The sequence below is a fragment of the Pseudomonas sp. FDAARGOS_380 genome (assembly GCF_002591235.1).
Taxonomy (GTDB): Bacteria; Pseudomonadota; Gammaproteobacteria; order Pseudomonadales; family Pseudomonadaceae; genus Aquipseudomonas; species Aquipseudomonas salmasensis.
The window spans coordinates 3,242,951-3,257,075 of sequence record NZ_CP023969.1; the positions used below are offsets into that span (position 1 = coordinate 3,242,951).

Here is a 14,125-nt window from a genome sequence, read left to right on the forward strand (position 1 = left end):
CTCCTACCTAATAGAGGTAACGGCGTTATGCCTGAACTGTACGTCGGCGAACGCCACTGGTCGGTCACCTCCGGCAGCAACCTGCTGGATGCCTTGAATCAGGCCGGCGTGGCCGTGCCCTTCAGTTGCCGGGCCGGCAGTTGCCATGCGTGCCTGGTGCGTTGCGAGGGTGAGGTTGACGACCAGCAGCCCGAAGCCCTGAGCCCGACGCAGCGCCAGCAAGGTTGGCGCCTGGCGTGCCAGTGCCGGGTCAGTGCGGATCTGAAGGTCGAAGCGTTTGACCCCCAGCGCGATGGCGTGCCCAGCCAGGTGGTGGGCGCCGATTGGCTGAGTTCGACGGTACTGCGCCTGCGCCTGCAACCGGAACGTGCCCTGCGGTACAGCGCCGGGCAGCATCTGGTGCTGTGGGCGGGGCAAGTGGCGCGCCCTTATTCCCTGGCGAGCTTGCCCCAGGAAGAGCCGTACCTGGAGTTTCATATCGAGTGCCGCCAGCCTGGTGCATTCAGCGATGCCGCGCGACAGTTCAAGGTCGGTGAGCCTCTACGCCTGGGCGAGCTGCGGGGTGGAGCGCTGCACTATGATCCTGACTGGCAATCGCGGCCATTGTGGCTGCTGGCTTCCGGTACCGGCCTGGGCCCCTTGTGGGGCGTGTTGCGCGAGGCACTGCGCCAGGATCATCAAGGCGAGATTCGCGTGATTCACCTGGCCCATGAGGCCGAGGCTCATTATCTGGCCGAACCTCTGGCGGCGCTTGCCGCGCAGCATGGGAACCTGACCGTGGAGCTATGGACTACAGCGCAGTTGCAATCGGCATTGGCGCAATTGCGGCTTGTTTCCCGCCAAACCCTGGCCTTGCTCTGCGGGCACCCGGCCAGCGTCGAGGCTTTTTCCAAGCGCTTGTTCCTGGCGGGACTGCCGCGTAATCAACTGCTGGCGGATGTATTTCTGTCCCGCCCTTTCACTTTATGAGTAGCCTGCTCCCTACAGTAGACCGAGTTGTCTGACCAGGCACGGACTACTGTGGGAGCTGGCTTGCCTGCGATGGCGGCCTAACAGTCAACACAGTTGAACGGTGTACATATCCATTCCTGCGGTAAAGGCTACTTAGGGTTCCGCTCTGACAGCGGGTCACTTTTGGAAAAGAGCCCCAAAAGTAACCAAAAGGGCTCTTGCCCCACCACTCGGCACCTCGCTTAGGCTCGGTGTGCCCGCAATCCGCCAGTGATTTGGGTGGCCGCCGCCACGCGCCATCCATGGCGCGGGGCGGCTAAACCGGCATCCCTGCCGGTTTACCCCCCAAATCCCTGTCGAATTCCGGCCAGCGTGGTTTAACGGGGCGCCTGAGATCAAGATCACAAGCAGAGCAAGAGCAAGAGCAAGAGCAAGAGCAAGAGCTGCTCGCTTCGAATCGTGGTTAGCGTTGAGTGCTGCAGGGTTGTGTAGATACCTATGCTGCGATGAGGCTCTGAAGTTCTACACATTGGCCTGCATTGAAATGCAAAAAGCCCCGCCATTCACATGGCGGGGCTTTTGTTTTTCAGCCTGTCACTCAGACCTGTGGGTCGCCTACATGCAGGATCTTCATGCCATTGGTGCCACCGGTGGTGTGGTAGCTGTCGCCCTTGGTCAGGATGACCCAGTCGCCTTTTTCCACGACGCCGCGTTTAACCAGCTCGTCGATCGCCTTCTGGCTGACTTCGTTCGGCGCCAGCGACGCCGGGTCGAACGGGATGGTGTACACGCCACGGAACATGGCCGCGCGGGCCTGGGCTTCGCGGTGTGGGGTGAACGCGTAGATCGGCACCGAGGAACGGATGCGCGACATGATCAACGGCGTGTAGCCACTTTCGGTCAAGGCGATGATCGCTTTCACGCCCGGGAAGTGGTTGGCGGTGTACATGGCAGCCAGGGCGATGCTCTGGTCGCAGCTTTCGAAGACCTTGCCAATGCGGTGGCTGGAGGTCTTGCTGGTCGGGTGCTTTTCGGCACCGACGCAGATACGCGCCATGGCCTGCACGGCCTCCAGCGGGTACGGGCCAGCAGCACTTTCAGCCGAGAGCATCACGGCGTCGGTGTAGTCGAGCACGGCGTTGGCCACGTCGGACACTTCGGCACGGGTCGGCATCGGGTTCTGGATCATCGACTCCATCATCTGGGTCGCCACGATCACCGCTTTGTTGTGGCGGCGTGCGTGCAGGATGATCTTCTTCTGGATACCGATCAGCTCGGCGTCACCGATTTCCACGCCCAGGTCGCCACGGGCAACCATCACGGCATCGGAAGCCTTGATCAGGCCGTCGAGGGTTTCATCGTCGGCCACGGCTTCAGCACGTTCGATCTTCGCTACCAGCCAGGCGGTACCGCCGGCTTCGTCGCGCAGCTTACGAGCGTATTCCATGTCGGCGGCGTCGCGCGGGAAGGACACGGCGAGGTAGTCCACTTCCATTTCGGCGGCGAGCTTGATGTCGGCCTTGTCTTTTTCAGTCAGGGCCGGCGCCGTCAGGCCACCACCGCGACGGTTGATGCCTTTGTGGTCGGACAGCGGGCCGCCGATGATCACGGTGCAGTTCAGTTCGGTTGGCGTGGCAGTGTCGACGCGCATCACCACACGACCGTCGTCCAGCAGCAGTTCGTCACCGACGCCGCAGTCCTTGACCAGGTCCGGGTAGTCGATGCCCACCACGTCCTGGGTGCCTTCGGTCAGCGGGTGGCTGGTGGAGAAGGTGAATTTGTCACCAATCTTCAGCTCGATCCGCTTGTTGGTGAATTTGGCGATACGGATTTTCGGGCCTTGCAGGTCGCCCAACAGTGCAACGAAGCGGCCATGCTTGGCGGCGAGGTCACGCACCAGCTTGGCGCGAGCCTTGTGCTCGTCCGGGGTGCCGTGGGAGAAGTTCAGACGGGCTACGTCCAAACCAGCCAGAATCAGCTGTTCGAGGACTTCCGGCGAGTTACTGGCCGGGCCAAGGGTGGCGACGATTTTGGTACGACGGACGGACATGCACGGACTCCTGAGTTCAAGCGCTGGGGAAGGCTACTATGCTCTTTCGTTGTAGTCATTGTTCGTTTGCACTACTTATCGACGATTGGCTTGTTTTGGCTGCGGTTGAATGGGCAAACGCCTTGAAGATTTTCGACCAGGGGTCGATACACTGCACAAGACAGGAGAACCCCATGCGAATTTTGCTCGTTGCTGCCCTGGCCGCCAGTGTTGTCGGCTGTACCCGCTGGTCGATGGACCACCATTTGAACAACGCTTACCGCGCCTATGGGGTGGGTGATTGCCAGCGTGTCACCCTGGAGTTGTCCCAGGTCGATCGCGAGAGCCGTACCCGCCGCTACGTGCAACCGGAGGTTTCGATGTTGCGCGGGCAGTGCCTGGAGCGCCAGAAACTGTTTGTCGATGCCGCACAGACCTATCAGTTCATCATCGGCCACTACCCGTCGAGCGAGTACGCCTATCGAGCCCGCGCGCGGCTCGATACCTTGCAACAATTGGGGCATCTGCCGGCTGCAGGCCTGGCAAAACCACGGCCTGCGTCGCTGTAAGGGTATTTGTCGCGTCATAGCTGGCCGGTCGCCAGTCTTGCGCTATTCTTTGAATGTCTGTTTGTGCAGTTTCCCATTCGAACGGATGCAAGGCCCGGATTCGGCAGCTGTTTGGTGACAAGCGGTACCTGTTGTCACACCGAGATCCAGGGAGAGCAAGCGGTTGCTTGTTCCGAATCACTGGCACGGCCAGATTTTTGGCTATTGGATGGCGACTTCACCATGTTTACCGAACGACGGATCGAACGGCATCAATTGCCGTATTTTTTGCAGGTGTTCAATCGTATTACTGACAAGCCAATCGGCTTTCTTGGAAATGTGTCTGAAAACGGGCTGATGCTGATCAGTTCGTTACCCATGATGACCGAGGTGGATTTCGAGCTGCGCTTGAAAGTGCCGGCGGCGCAAGGCGAGTTCAAGGTGATTGACCTCACGGCAACCTGCTTGTGGAGCCACGAAGATGTCACCCCGCAGCATTACGACTCGGGGTTCAGCGTGCTCGAGGCGCCCGAAGAGTACCGGCATCTGATCAACGCGCTGTTGCAGTACTTCAGCTTTTATCCTTTGCAGGCCTCTGTCTGAATTATGCGTGGGGTCGTGGCTGTTTCCTGGCCATGGCCCTGCGCAGTCATCCTCAGAATACCCCGGCCTTTTTCCACTCCAGATAGCGCGTGACGAGCCCGGCACCCAGCGCCGATGGCAAGGTATCCAGCACCGAGAGCCCATGGGCACTCAAGCGATCATGGCGTTGGTTGCGGGTATTGAGGTAATCGACCGTGCCGCAGTAAGCCAGCGCTTCGGGCAATGTTTGCACAGGGGCCTGGCGTAGTTGGTCGAGGACCTCTTCCCTCAGACTGGCCACCAGTACGCGGTGATGCCTACCGATACGCTGGACGGCGGCCATCAAGGCTTCATCCTCCTCATCCCGCAGGTTGGTGACGATGATCACCAGTGCCCGGCGTTTTTGCCGTGCCAGCAATTGGCTGGCGGCAGCCTGGTAGTCGGCGGTTTTTCGCGTGGTCTGCAGGTCGTAGACCGCATTGAGCAACAGGTTCAATTGGCCACTACCCTTGACCGGCTTCAGGTAGCGCGGCTGGTCGCTGGCGAACGTGCACAGCCCTACGGCATCGCCCTGGCGCAAGGCGACATAACTGAGCAACAGGCAGGCGTTGAGGGCGTGGTCGAAATGGGACAGCTCATCATCCTGGCTGCGCATGTGCTGGCCGCAATCGAGCATGAACACGATTTGCTGGTCGCGCTCATCCTGATATTCCCGGGCAATGGGCGTTCGTTGGCGGGCGGTGGCTTTCCAGTCGATCTGACGCAGGCTGTCGCCTTCACGAAACTCGCGCAGTTGGTGAAACTCCAGGCCCAGCCCTCGCCGCTGATGTTGGCGCACGCCCAGTTGGCTCAGCCAGTTATCCACACCCCGCAACTGCGCGCCGTATAAGCGCGCGAAATCCGGGTAAACACGGGTGGCATCGTGGGTGTCGACCCAGCGTCGTGCCGACCACAGCCCCAATGGGCTGGGCAGCAGCAGCTCGCAGCGACTGAAATGGAAGTGCCCGCGCCGCAAGGGGCGCACGCGATAGCCCAGCTCAGCACGTTCACCGGGGCGTAGTTGAATGGATTGAGGCAGGTTCTCCACCGCCAGGCCATCGGGCACGTGATCGAACACCTGCGCGGTCAGTGGTTGCGGGTAGTCGTGCTCCAGGCACAGACGTATTTCTTCCCAGCGCCCCAGCGCCAGGCTACCGGGCAATGCCCTGTACACGCGGGCCGAAGGGCGGCGACGCAAGCGTGCAGCATCCAGCATCGCCAGCAGCAACAGGGCCAGCAGCAGGCCCCAGGCCAGGGAATGCAAGGTGGCGGGCACTTTCAACTGCAACGCTGCCGAGGTGCCCAGCAAGATGTTCAAGCCAAGCAGAACGCCCAGCCAGGTCAGCAGCAGACGAGTCGGTTTCATGGCCGCGTCATTGCCTTGGTGCTGCAATCTGGTCGAGTAACTGCTGGAGCACCTGGTCGACTTCAAGGCCGTCGATGTCCAGTTCTGGTGCGATGCGTACCCGGTGACGCAGTACCGCCAGGGCGCAGCCCTTGATGTCATCGGGGGTGACAAATTCGCCACCGCGCAATAACGCACGGGCACGGGCGCCGCGTACCAGGGCAATGGAGGCCCTGGGGCCGGCACCGATGGCCAGCCCCGGCCAACTGCGCGTGGCACGGGCCAGGCGCACGGCGTAGTCGAGCACCTGCTCATCCAACGGCAGGTCACTGGCAATTTGCTGCATCGTTACTACGTCCTCGGCTTGCAGCACCGTACGCAACGGCTGTACCTCCAGCATGTCGGCCTTGGACGAGCGTGTCACTTCGCGGACCATATCCAGCTCTTGTAGAGCATCTGGGTAGTCCATTCGCACCTTGAGCATGAACCGGTCCAGCTCGGCCTCGGGCAGTGGGTAGGTGCCTTCCTGCTCGATGGGGTTCTGGGTCGCCAGTACCATGAAGGGTTGGCCGATGGGTAATGCCTCACCCTCAAGGGTCACTTGGCGTTCCTGCATGGCTTCGAGGAGTGCTGCTTGGGTTTTGGCCGGTGCCCGGTTGATCTCGTCGGCCAGCAGCAGGTGGGTGAATAACGGCCCCTTGCGCAGTTTGAACTGTTCGGTCTGCAAGTCGTACACGGCGTGGCCGGTGACATCGCTGGGCATCAGGTCCGGGGTGAACTGGATACGGGCGAAATCACCGCCAAAGCAGCGGGCCAGGGCGCGTACCAGCAAGGTCTTGCCCAGGCCAGGCACGCCTTCCAGCAGTACGTGGCCGCCTGCGATCAGGGCGGTGAGCACGTCGTCAATCACCGCGTCCTGGCCAATCACGGCCTTGCGCAATTCCACGCGCAGCGCCTGGGCCTGCTGGCTGGCATGCTGAAGGTTCTCGGCGGTCAGGGCGGTGGCCCGTGGAGAGTCGCTCATAAGGCATTCCTGAGGGTTTGCAGGCACGCCACCTGTCGGCTGAAGTCGGCGCTGGAAAGCCGCTTCAGCGCAACGGGCTCTAACGCCTGGCTGATGATATGAGGGGGTTGTCGCGTAAGGTGCTCCAGCACTTGGCGTTGCCCTGGCGCATCAAGGTGTTCGAAACCGGGGTGGCGTCGCCGGGCTGCGCGCAGAATGTCGTTCTGCAAGGCTTTCAACAACGTGCCCTGGCCACTGCGGCGCAACAGGAAATCCGCGCTGGCCTTCAAGTGTTCCTGCAGCTGGCGACGGGCCTTGGGCGCCGGCGCCTGGATCGGGCCCTGACGCATGCCTGCGTGCCACAACCCCAGGGCAAGCAGTGCAACCAAGGCGACGAGGGCCTGGGGGAAATTACGGAGCAACAGGGTAAACAGATCGTCCGTGTCGCTGTTGAACAGCAAGGTGACGTCAGTGCCCTGGTTCAGATACCACAGCAACCAGGCGTTATCATGTTTGCCGATATCCGCGGTTTTCCACAGGTCGCTGTCGGTGATCACCGTGACGCGGCCTTGCCCCAGCTCAAGTTGCATCAGGTGGCTGGACTTGGCGCTGTTGGCGGAAAACTGCGCCAGGTGCTTGGGGTCGGTGAGGTTGAAGTCGGTGTCAAAACTGAAATACGCCGGTGCCGTTTCGTTGTCGACATAGAGCTTGGTCAGGTCCGGCTTGGTTTTTTTACGCGGTGGTGCGGGTTCGTCGAAGGTGTCGCTCAAGGTTTGGCGGACAGTAAGGCGATCAAGCAGCAGGTCACCGCTGGTGCCGGTTTCCTCATCCCATAACGCCTCGGCGACCAGTAGCAGGTGGCCGCCGGCTTTTGCCCAGCCCAATAGTTGTTCGACCTGGCGCGGTGTCATGTTGCTGCGCTCCCCCAGCAGCAACAGGCTATGGTCTTTGGCGGGCAGCTCGGCGAGTCGTTCAAGGCCATTGGCATGCGCCACCACCACGCCTTGCTGGCGCAAAAAGTGCTCGGCGGCCAGGTAAGGGTTGGCGCGTGCCTCTGGCGATGGGCCGCGATCTACCACTTCGTCGTAGGGAATTGCCTTGTGCCAGGCATATAGGCCGCCCGCACCCAACAGGCACGCCAGTAGCAGCGCTACCCACCATAACGCCCGGTTCATTGGCTCGCTCCGTCACTGAAGAGCGCGCGCCAGTCGCTGCACAATTTCTGTTGGGCTGAAGAGGGCGGGAGACGGTGACCATAGGCCAGGTTTTGCCAGTGGCGTGTCAGTTCGTCGCTGAACGCCAGTAACTGCGGTTGTTGCAAATGATGAACACGCTCCAGCACCTGCCCCTCGGTATCGGCGCTTGTCAGTGGCAGGTCGAACTCATGCAACAGCCGGCTGAGCAACCCGCGATACAGCAGGCCAAGGGCTTCCCGGGGCTGGGTGGGCCATAGCTGTTCGGCGGTACTGGCGATGTCTTCGGGCAATGTCTCGGTGCCCAGCTCCAGCCCGAACAACTGAGCGGGAACGGGCGAGGGAGCGGCCGTGCGAGTGGGCCCAAGGCGGCTGACGAAGGTGCGCAACCATTCACGGTAACGCCAGCACACCAGGGCCAGGCCGCCAATCACAAGGCTCCAGAGCAGTATTTCCAAGGTTTTGGCGACGTATTTGAAAGTGTCGCTGTTGAAGTTGTCGAGCAGTGCCTGGAGCCAGCCAGGTAATTTTCCGTCGCCCTTGGCCTTGTTTTTAACCGGCGCTTTTTCTTCACCAAACCGATAGCGTGTGACGGTTTCCGGGTTCTTGAAGGGGGGCTTTTCCAGCAATGCCTGGATGGATTGGCTGGCGGCCTGGGTGCTGAGGGGCTTATGGGCTGTGGCTTCATCTGCCATGGCGGGTGGGCTGACGTGTAGCAGAGCCAAGCCGACGACCAGCAACAACAGCGGTGCGACGTTGCTCAGGCGCTGGCGCAGGCGACGGAATACCAGTTCCAGGTCCCAGGCCTCCAACACCGTGCGGCGGTTCAGGTACAGGCTGAAGCCACAGGCGACATAGATAGGTTCCCAGAACACCAGGATCAGGGCATAGAAGGCATTGCCCAGGTGCTCCAGCCAAAGCACGTCCGAGCCTGACGCCAATATCAGCCGTTGCCAGTCCCAGTCCAGTTCGATCTGTTGCGGGATGAAGAGATAGAACAGGGCCATGGCGCCAAACCACAGGCCGATTTCCAGGTGCACGCCGATCGTCGTCAGCCAGCGTGCGGCGCCAGCGTTCCGTTGCAGCAACACCCCAAGGCGCCGTTGACGTGCGTCACCGTCAAGGCCTTCCAGTTGGCTGATGGGCAGGGTGAAGCTGCGGCTCATGCTCAGCCGCCGCCAGGTCAGGCTGGCGAACAGTTGCCCCTTGAGCAACTGCGGCCAATGGCGAACGGCCTGTTTGAGGCTGGGGCGCTCACCAAACAGGGCCTTGGACAGAATGTACAGCGGCAAGCGGTCGAAGGCCGGCTTGAGCCACCAGAACAGGAACATGGCCAAAGACGGGTAATTCCAGAGCAGCACTGTCAACAGGCTGAATACCGGCAGGCTCACCAGCGCCCAGCTGCCCATCAGCAGGGCGCGGTGTTCCCTGGCCATCAGCACACCCAGGTCCATGGCTTCCCAGGAAGTGCGCGGGCGAATCACCACGCTGGCGTCAGTCAGGCGCATGGCGACTCCGCCCGGCCAGGGTCAGGTAAGCGGCCACCAGCAGCCAGAGCGCGACGCCTACTGCGTATTTGATCCAGGGCTCAATGCCAGTGGTTGAGGACCAGTAGGCTTCGATAAAGGCTGCGATCAACAGAAACACCATGACACCGCAGAGCATCCGTACGCTTTTGCGCGCGGCCAGGCGCAGGGCCTCGCTGCGCGCCAAGCGCCCGGGGGCGACCAGTGACCAGCCCAGTTGCAAGCCTGCGGCACCGGCCAGTGTGATGGCGGTCAACTCGAATGCGCCGTGACCCATGACAAACGACCAGAAGGTCTGGCCATAGCCGATGTCGGTAAGGTGCCCGGAGACCGCACCTATGACCAGACCGTTGAAAATCAGGAAGAACACACTGCCAAGGCCAAACAACAGGCCGGCGGCAAAGGTCTGGAAGGCGATGCCGATGTTGTGCATCACGTAATAGCCAAACATCATCCAGTCTTCGCTGGCGGCACGTTCGGCCGCGCGGCCCAAGCGGCTGGCGTCGGGGTTGTACATGCCCTGCATCTCGGCCACCTGCTGGGGGCTGATGATGCTGTAGACAAGGTCCGGGAACAGGTACACCAGCAGGGCTATCCCCACCAGGCTGCCAAAGAACAGCAGGCCGGCGATCAGCACAAAGCGCCACTGTTCGCGTACCAGGCGCGGGAAGCCGGCCAGAAGAAACGCCAGTATGTTTGCCGTCAGGTGGCTGCGATGGCGATACAGTTGTTGATGGCCACGTAGTGCAAGCTGTTGCAGCGGGTCGACCAGGTAACTGCTATAGCCCCGCTGCTGAGCCAGGGCCAGGTGTTGGCACAGGCGTCGATATTGATGCGGGAAGTCGGCAACGTCGGCGGCCTCGGCTTTACCTTGCTCCAGTTGCGTCAACTGCTCGGCGAAGGTTTGCCATTGGTGCTGGTGGCGGCTTTCAAAAAGGCTCTGTTTCATGTTGGCCCCAACAAACCACGGGCTACACCGTTGAGTTGCTCCACGGCACGCGGCGCAGACACCTGCAGGGGCTCGGCGAGGATGGCGGCCAGTTCATGCACGCGTTCGGCCGAGAGCTCGGCCTGGCGTTCGGCGAAACCGAGGATGGCCCGCTGTTCGCTCAACTCCAGGGCGAAGGGCAGGCGCAGGGCGGGTGCTTGAGGGATGCTTGGGCGTGCCAGCGGCAGTTCGCGGTACACCACCAGCGTACCGGCCGCCAGGTCGCCGAGCCGCTTGAAGTGCGGATGCTGCAGGCAGCTGATCGCGCCGAGGAAATAACCGAAGGGCAGCATGTCGACAAAACGCAGCAGGTTGCGGATCAGCGATGCCGACCAGCCGATGGGCGTGCCGTCATCCTGTACCACGCGCAGGCCCATGACCTGCTTGCCCGGCGAGCAGCCCTGGTTGAGCACTTCGAACAACACCATGTACCACCAGCTCACCAGGAACAGCAGCAGCGAACCCAGCCCGACCCCCACATTGCCGAGCAACGCCAGCGGCACCAGCAGGATACCCATGATGATCCCGCGCACGCCCAGGTCGAATGCAAAGGCCAATGCCCGGGAGGGCAGGCCAGCAGGGCGCAGGGGCAGGTCGATGCCCTCCGGCGTTTCTATCTGATAGTGGGTATCCAAAGGCGTTGATGGCATTGCGATCCTTGGCAGTGCGAGGCGACTTAGAAACACGGATGCTAGCAGTGTCGAGGATGGAAGCAACCACCCGAGGTTTTTCTGGATATTTATACAGTAAGGTATCGCTGGCCCCGAACGCCTTGCAGCGCCTAGACTTTGTCGGTCTTCAGCACAGGAATAGCCCGTGACCTCGATTTTCTGGTACGACTATGAAACCACCGGCATCAACCCGCGCAACGATCGTCCGCTCCAGGTAGCCGGTATCCGCACCGACCTTGAGCTCAATGAGGTCGGTGCGCCGATCAATCTTTATTGCCAGCCCAGCGACGATATCCTGCCTCATCCGGCAGCGTGCGCGATCACGGGTATCACGCCGGGTATCCTCGCCGAGAAGGGCCTTGCCGAAGCCGATTTCATGACTCGGGTGCACGCCGAGCTGGCCGCGCCAGGTACCTGCGGCGCCGGCTACAACACCCTGCGATTTGACGATGAAATGACGCGCTACAGTCTGTACCGCAATTTTTTCGACCCGTATGCGCGCGAGTGGCAGGGCGGCAACAGCCGCTGGGACTTGATCGATGTGATGCGCACCGCCTACGCCCTGCGGCCGGAGGGCATCAACTGGCCCGAGCAGGAAGGGCGCGTGACCCTCAAGCTCGAACGCTTGACCGAGGCCAACGGCATCGACCATGGCCAGGCCCATGACGCGTTGTCGGATGTGCGTGCAACCATCGCCCTGGCGCGGTTGGTCCGGGAGAAACAACCGAAGTTATATGAGTGGTTGTTTCAACTGCGCAGCAAACAACGGGTCATGGATCAGGTGCGGTTGCTGCAACCGATGGTGCATATCTCCGGGCGTTTTTCTGCCGAGCGCCATTACTTGGGCGTGGTCTTGCCCCTGGCCTGGCACCCGCGCAATCGCAATGCCTTGATCGTCTGTGACCTGGGGCTCGATCCACAAGGGCTGTTGGACCTGGATGCGGCGACCCTGCGCCAGCGTCTTTACACGCGCCGCGATGAGTTGGCCGAAGGTGAGCTGCCGGTTCCGCTCAAGTTGCTGCATATCAACCGTTGCCCGGTGGTCGCGCCGTTAAAGGTGCTGCGTCCGCAAGACCTGGAGCGCCTGCAATTGGATAAGGAGGCTTGCCTTGCGCGGGCGCTGCGGCTAACTGACGCACAGGAAGTTTGGCGGGACAAGTTAGCGGCCATTTATGCCGAGGAAGACTTTGCGCCGAACGCGGACCCGGAGCAGCAGCTCTACGATGGTTTTATTGGTGACCGTGACCGTCGTTTATGTGAGCAAGTTCGCATGGCGGAGCCTGCACAATTGGCCCGTCAGCAATGGCCGTTCGATGATCATCGTTTGCCGGAATTATTATTTCGCTACCGGGCGCGTAACTTTCCTGAAACCTTGAACAATGAGGAGCAACAACGCTGGAAACTTTTCTGTCAGCAACGTTTGTCGGATGCGCAGTGGGGGGCGCCGAATACCCTGTTGGGGTTTAAGCAGGCGCGTGAGGAGTTAGCGGTTAGTGCTACATCGTTTCAGTGTCAGGTACTGGCGCAATGGCAGGACTATGTAGATTCCTTAGCGGCGCGCCTGAATCTGTAGGCGCATAACTACAGAATATTCCGACAATAAAAAACGCCAGCAAGCTGGCGTTTTTCATGTGTGACGTATCGGGTGAACGTCCGACCGGGCTTAGCCCAGCAGGGTTGCCCAACCTTCAACTACGTCACCGCCCCACTTGGCTTTCCACTCTTTCAGAGTTTTGTGGTTGCCACCTTTGGTTTCAATCACTTCGCCGTTGTGCGGGTTTTTGTACTGCTTGACCTTGCGAGCACGCTTGGTGCCGGTAGTTTTCACAGCGCCACGCGGTGCTTTAACTTTCGACTCTGGATCCAGCAGCGCGATGATGTCACGCAGGGATTTGGAGTATTCACCCATCAGGGTGCGCAATTTGCCTTCAAATTCCAGCTCGGTTTTCAGCTTGTCGTCTTCGGACAGGTTCTTCAAACGGGCTTGCAGCTCTTTGATAGCTTCTTCGGTGGCGCGGTATTCGTTGATCAGTGACATGTGGACTACCTTATGTAGAACGCTGATTGACAGGGTGAGTGGCCTAATAATAGTCAGGCAATTTCATCAAGTAAACATTTAAGACGTTATTCAGGTGAATGACATTGAATGTGTGTGAGAAAACCTGGCCGATGAGTTAATTAGTAAGCGTTATGCGCAAAGATAATCGCGTTAATTTTTTGCTACTGGCCTGAGCATGCCCTTGTATCGTCATATAGCGGTGGTAAAACCTTACACGATTAAGGGGTGTTGCCACGGCGAGGGCTCAAGATCAGGTGCAAGGGAATACTGCAGTTTTTTTGCGTAATCGCTAGAATAGCCGCCTTTGTGAAGTTCTGGAGTTTCCCCCTAATGCGCACTTTTCGGCTGGTGATTGCTTGCCCGGACCGGGTTGGCATCGTTGCCAAGGTCAGTAACTTTCTGGCTTCCCATAATGGCTGGATCACCGAGGCGAGCCATCACTCGGACGATCTCAGTGGTTGGTTTTTCATGCGTCACGAAATCCGTGCCGATACGCTGCCCTTTGGCCTGGAAGCCTTCCGCGAGGCGTTTGCGCCGATTGCCGAAGAGTTTTCGATGAGCTGGCACATCACTGATACAGAGCAGAAGAAACGCGTGGTGCTGATGGCCAGCCGCGAATCCCATTGCCTGGCAGACCTGCTGCACCGCTGGCACAGCGACGAACTCGATTGCGAGATTGCTTGCGTGATCTCCAACCACGACGACCTGCGCAGCATGGTCGAATGGCATGGCATCCCTTATTACCATGTGCCGGTCAACCCCCAGGACAAGGAGCCGGCATTTGCCGAGGTGTCGCGTCTGGTCAAGCAGCACGACGCGGATGTGGTGGTGCTGGCGCGCTACATGCAAATCCTGCCGCCGCAGCTGTGCCGCGAATACGCGGGCAAAGTGATCAACATTCACCACAGCTTTTTGCCGTCCTTTGTCGGTGCCAAGCCGTATCACCAGGCTTCCCTGCGTGGCGTGAAGTTGATTGGTGCAACCTGCCACTACGTGACCGAAGAGCTGGACGCCGGCCCGATCATCGAGCAAGACGTGGTGCGCGTCAGCCACAGCGACAGTATTGAAGACATGGTGCGCTTCGGCCGTGACGTCGAGAAAATGGTGTTGGCCCGTGGCTTGCGCTACCACCTGGAAGACCGCGTGTTGGTGCACGGCAACAAGACCGTGGTTTTCTGACTCAGCGGTTTT

The 14,125-nt window shown here is 60.3% G+C and carries 13 protein-coding genes; 5 read left to right on the plus strand and 8 right to left on the minus strand.

The window, feature by feature from the left end; genetic code table 11:
* The first annotated feature begins 27 nt into the window (after positions 1-27).
* Positions 28-969 (plus strand): iron-sulfur-binding ferredoxin reductase, encoded by a 942-nt coding sequence (locus CRN80_RS15255; protein WP_098950488.1) that lies wholly within the window; start codon positions 28-30, stop codon positions 967-969.
* 580 nt (positions 970-1,549) lie between these two features.
* Here the strand turns inward: CRN80_RS15255 and pyk are convergent.
* The gene (gene pyk / locus CRN80_RS15265; protein ID WP_003193904.1) at positions 1,550-3,001 is read right to left on the minus strand and encodes a pyruvate kinase; all 1,452 of its coding nucleotides are present in this window, start codon (positions 2,999-3,001) and stop codon (positions 1,550-1,552) included.
* A 173-nt stretch (positions 3,002-3,174) separates the two neighbouring features.
* Between pyk and CRN80_RS15270 the strand changes: the two genes are divergently transcribed.
* A complete protein-coding gene (locus CRN80_RS15270) occupies positions 3,175-3,549 on the plus strand; it encodes a tol-pal system YbgF family protein (RefSeq protein ID WP_098950489.1) in 375 nt (124 codons plus the stop codon).
* A gap of 222 nt (positions 3,550-3,771) precedes the next feature.
* Complete coding sequence (locus CRN80_RS15275; RefSeq protein ID WP_098950490.1) at positions 3,772-4,131, plus strand: PilZ domain-containing protein; 360 nt, start codon at positions 3,772-3,774, stop codon at positions 4,129-4,131.
* A gap of 52 nt (positions 4,132-4,183) precedes the next feature.
* Here the strand turns inward: CRN80_RS15275 and CRN80_RS15280 are convergent, their stop codons facing one another.
* Genes CRN80_RS15280 through CRN80_RS15305 form a run of 6 tightly spaced genes read right to left on the minus strand, consistent with a single transcriptional unit; the run spans position 4,184 to position 10,854 of the window.
* Positions 4,184-5,515 carry a DUF58 domain-containing protein gene (locus CRN80_RS15280; RefSeq protein WP_098950491.1) on the minus strand — a complete coding sequence of 444 codons (1,332 nt, stop codon included), beginning with the start codon at positions 5,513-5,515 and terminating at the stop codon, positions 4,184-4,186.
* A gap of 7 nt (positions 5,516-5,522) precedes the next feature.
* Positions 5,523-6,518 carry a MoxR family ATPase gene (locus tag CRN80_RS15285; RefSeq protein WP_032895478.1) on the minus strand — a complete coding sequence of 332 codons (996 nt, stop codon included), beginning with the start codon at positions 6,516-6,518 and terminating at the stop codon, positions 5,523-5,525.
* The gene (locus tag CRN80_RS15290) at positions 6,515-7,672 is read right to left on the minus strand and encodes a DUF4350 domain-containing protein (protein WP_098950492.1); all 1,158 of its coding nucleotides are present in this window, start codon (positions 7,670-7,672) and stop codon (positions 6,515-6,517) included. The genes CRN80_RS15285 and CRN80_RS15290 overlap by 4 nt, the downstream gene beginning before the upstream one ends.
* Complete coding sequence (locus CRN80_RS15295) at positions 7,669-9,198, minus strand: DUF4129 domain-containing protein (protein ID WP_098950493.1); 1,530 nt, start codon at positions 9,196-9,198, stop codon at positions 7,669-7,671. The genes CRN80_RS15290 and CRN80_RS15295 overlap by 4 nt, the downstream gene beginning before the upstream one ends.
* Positions 9,185-10,165, minus strand: a complete 981-nt coding sequence (locus CRN80_RS15300; protein WP_032895481.1) for a stage II sporulation protein M — start codon at positions 10,163-10,165, stop codon at positions 9,185-9,187. The genes CRN80_RS15295 and CRN80_RS15300 overlap by 14 nt, the downstream gene beginning before the upstream one ends.
* Positions 10,162-10,854: an RDD family protein gene (locus tag CRN80_RS15305; protein WP_032895482.1), complete on the minus strand. Its 693-nt coding sequence runs from the start codon at positions 10,852-10,854 to the stop codon at positions 10,162-10,164. The genes CRN80_RS15300 and CRN80_RS15305 overlap by 4 nt, the downstream gene beginning before the upstream one ends.
* 166 nt (positions 10,855-11,020) lie before the next feature.
* Here CRN80_RS15305 and sbcB point away from each other — a divergent pair, with 166 nt between their 5' ends.
* Positions 11,021-12,448: an exodeoxyribonuclease I gene (gene sbcB / locus CRN80_RS15310; RefSeq protein ID WP_032895484.1), complete on the plus strand. Its 1,428-nt coding sequence runs from the start codon at positions 11,021-11,023 to the stop codon at positions 12,446-12,448.
* Positions 12,449-12,538: 90 nt separating this feature from the next.
* On the opposite strand, the gene mvaT is transcribed toward sbcB, so the two are convergent.
* On the minus strand, positions 12,539-12,913 hold the full coding sequence (gene mvaT, locus CRN80_RS15315) for a histone-like nucleoid-structuring protein MvaT (protein ID WP_019821235.1): 375 nt from the start codon (positions 12,911-12,913) through the stop codon (positions 12,539-12,541).
* A 351-nt stretch (positions 12,914-13,264) separates the two neighbouring features.
* Here mvaT and purU point away from each other — a divergent pair, with 351 nt between their 5' ends.
* On the plus strand, positions 13,265-14,113 hold the full coding sequence (purU, locus tag CRN80_RS15320) for a formyltetrahydrofolate deformylase (protein ID WP_098950494.1): 849 nt from the start codon (positions 13,265-13,267) through the stop codon (positions 14,111-14,113).
* The last annotated feature ends 12 nt before the right edge of the window (positions 14,114-14,125 follow it).

Coding starts and splice junctions, on each gene's coding strand:
- CRN80_RS15255 (WP_098950488.1), top strand. CDS start 28: ATGCCTGAACTGTACGTCGGCGAACGCCACTGGTCGGTCACCTCCGGC.
- pyk (WP_003193904.1), bottom strand. CDS start 3,001: ATGTCCGTCCGTCGTACCAAAATCGTCGCCACCCTTGGCCCGGCCAGT.
- CRN80_RS15270 (WP_098950489.1), top strand. CDS start 3,175: ATGCGAATTTTGCTCGTTGCTGCCCTGGCCGCCAGTGTTGTCGGCTGT.
- CRN80_RS15275 (WP_098950490.1), top strand. CDS start 3,772: ATGTTTACCGAACGACGGATCGAACGGCATCAATTGCCGTATTTTTTG.
- CRN80_RS15280 (WP_098950491.1), bottom strand. CDS start 5,515: ATGAAACCGACTCGTCTGCTGCTGACCTGGCTGGGCGTTCTGCTTGGC.
- CRN80_RS15285 (WP_032895478.1), bottom strand. CDS start 6,518: ATGAGCGACTCTCCACGGGCCACCGCCCTGACCGCCGAGAACCTTCAG.
- CRN80_RS15290 (WP_098950492.1), bottom strand. CDS start 7,672: ATGAACCGGGCGTTATGGTGGGTAGCGCTGCTACTGGCGTGCCTGTTG.
- CRN80_RS15295 (WP_098950493.1), bottom strand. CDS start 9,198: ATGCGCCTGACTGACGCCAGCGTGGTGATTCGCCCGCGCACTTCCTGG.
- CRN80_RS15300 (WP_032895481.1), bottom strand. CDS start 10,165: ATGAAACAGAGCCTTTTTGAAAGCCGCCACCAGCACCAATGGCAAACC.
- CRN80_RS15305 (WP_032895482.1), bottom strand. CDS start 10,854: ATGCCATCAACGCCTTTGGATACCCACTATCAGATAGAAACGCCGGAG.
- mvaT (WP_019821235.1), bottom strand. CDS start 12,913: ATGTCACTGATCAACGAATACCGCGCCACCGAAGAAGCTATCAAAGAG.
- purU (WP_098950494.1), top strand. CDS start 13,265: ATGCGCACTTTTCGGCTGGTGATTGCTTGCCCGGACCGGGTTGGCATC.